3 protein-coding genes are annotated in these 2,132 nt (G+C 64.3%); 1 reads left to right on the forward strand and 2 read right to left on the reverse strand.

All coding sequences use genetic code 11. The features are described 5' to 3' along the window. Window positions 1–16 precede the first annotated feature (16 nt). Together Q0L57_RS13130 and Q0L57_RS13135 are read right to left on the reverse strand one after the other, a co-directional pair. A complete protein-coding gene (locus Q0L57_RS13130) occupies window positions 17–358 on the reverse strand; it encodes a monooxygenase (protein ID WP_296743252.1) in 342 nt (113 codons plus the stop codon). A 126-nt stretch (window positions 359–484) separates the two neighbouring features. Continuing rightward, entirely contained in the window at window positions 485–1,558 is a 1,074-nt protein-coding gene (locus tag Q0L57_RS13135; protein ID WP_296743253.1) for a class I SAM-dependent methyltransferase, read from the reverse strand. A 125-nt stretch (window positions 1,559–1,683) separates the two neighbouring features. On the opposite strand from Q0L57_RS13135, the gene Q0L57_RS13140 reads away from it, so the two are divergent. Further along, the coding region (locus Q0L57_RS13140; protein ID WP_296743255.1) for an AraC family transcriptional regulator ligand-binding domain-containing protein at window positions 1,684–2,132 on the forward strand (449 nt) is incomplete at its 3' end.

Genomic DNA, 2,132 nt, shown 5'->3' on the forward strand with positions numbered 1-2,132 from the left:
GCCTATGAATCATGCATCAATCCAAATTTGAATCCTGAATGTCGATTGGTCCTAGTGCGGCTCCCGCCATCGTCAGAACCGACAGCTCGGAATTGACTGAGAAGGCATTTGCCGTGACGCCGGCGAGCCCCATGGCCGCGAGGCGGCGCTCATGCTTCTCGCGATAGCGCTCGGCAGCGGCGGCTTCCTCGAAGAGGTAAATCCCGCCAGCATGGCCGGCAGCACGGTCTTCCAGCCAGATCTTCCACGCGAGACCCGGCTCGGTGGCAATGTCATGCGCGAGGCCGCGAACGGCTTGCGCCAGTTCCTTTCCCCAGGGCCCGGGGAAAGGAAAGCGAAACAGGAGTGCGGTCAACATGTCGATGCACCTCAGGCTGTGAGCGGCGGCATGGCGCCTTTCGGAAAGGGCAGCTTCAATCGCGGAGACGGATGCCGGAGCCGCGCCGAGCCAGAGGAACGCGTTCGATTGGTTGAACGTCGCTGCTTACGGGATCAGTTCAAGGATCAAGTTGACCGGCGTCTGGGCGGCGCGCCGCAGACCGGAGAACCCGGCGTCGCGCGCCACCTTGCGCAGGCGCTCTTCGCCCGCCTGCGCGCCGAGGCCGAGCCCAACCTCCTGCGACAGGGAGTTCGGCGTGCAAGCCATGGCCGAGGCGGCGTAGTACATTCGGCCGATCGGGTTCAGGTTCTCCTCCAGCCGGTCGCCGGCATAAGGCTCCACCAGCAGCACCTTGCCGTCCGGCTTGAGCGCATCGCGACTGCGGGCGAGCGCGCCGACCGGATCGCCCAGGTCGTGCAGGCAGTCCATGAAGCAGATGAGGTCGAAGTCGCGATCGTCGAACTCCGTTGCGGACTTCACTTTGAACGCGGTGTTGCCGCTCACGCCCTGTTCGGCCGCGCGGGTGCGCGCGGTCGTGATCGATCCGTGGTGATAGTCGAGGCCTACGAAGCTCGACTTGGGAAATGCCTGCGCCATCAGGATGGTGGAGGCGCCGTGCCCGCAACCGATGTCGGCGACCCGGGCGCCGCGCTTCAGGCGCTCGACGACGCCGTCGAGCGCCGGGAGCCAATCGCCGACCAGATGCGTGCGATAGCCCGTGCGGAAGAAACTCTCGGTGCCGCAGAACAGGCGATGGTTGTGGGCATGCCATCCAAGGCCTTCGCCGGAACGGAAAGTCTCGACGATCCGGTCTTCGTCGAGCCAGAACGACGCCGCTACATCGAAGGCGGGCGCCATGAAAATCGGGCTCTGGTCGAGCGCCAGCACCATCGCCTGCGCCGGAGGCAAGGCGTAAGTCTGCTTGCTTGCGTCGTAGGCCACGTAACCGCCGGCCGCCTGGTTGGCGAGCCACTCGCGGACATAGCGCTCGCGAATGCCGGTCGCCTCGGCAAGCGCATTCGATGTGCAGGCGCCAAGGTCGACCATCGCCTGATACAGGCCAAGCTTGCGGCCCACATTGACCAGCACGCCGGAGAATGCGGCGCTGAGGTCGGTGACAACCTGGCCAATGAAGGCTTCGACTTCGCTTGGCGCCGGTGGTGGTGTAAATTTGGTCATGATGGATCCCTTTGTGTTCGGATGACGCGACCGCAAGCGGCCGTTTTTCAGTGCCGCCTGGGTATTCGTCAAAGAGGGGGGAACCGTCTTGATATACCCCGCCAAAGCCTTGCGAGGTCGCGCCAATGACGACGGAAAGACGCGCCGCGGCCAAGCTGGCCGCGCCAACGATCAATCTGGCGAGCATCGTCTACGGCCTCGACGCCTATATGAGCTCGCACGGCGCCGATGTGGGTGAAGCCTTGCGCCGTGCCGGGCTCGAGGCCGAGGACGTGACCGATCCGGATCGGCGTGTGCCGCTCATCCGCTATCTGGAACTGCTGGAGATTTGCGCCGACATTTTGCCTGACCGGCAGTTCGGCTTGAAGTTCGGCGCCCAGTACGAGCCGAGGCACGCTGGCGTCGTCGGCAATGTAGCGCTGGCCTCGCGCACGGTGGGAGAGGCCTTCGAAACGATCGGCCGTTATCTGCCGACCATGGTCGACGCGACTGTGCATGGCGTGGAGGTCAGCGACGGGGTCGCGTTCGTCTATTCCTACTATATCGACCCGCTGATGATGGCCTACCGGCAGAA

The organism is Mesorhizobium sp., from assembly GCF_024509055.1.
In the GTDB taxonomy this organism is placed as follows: domain Bacteria; phylum Pseudomonadota; class Alphaproteobacteria; order Rhizobiales; family Rhizobiaceae; genus Mesorhizobium.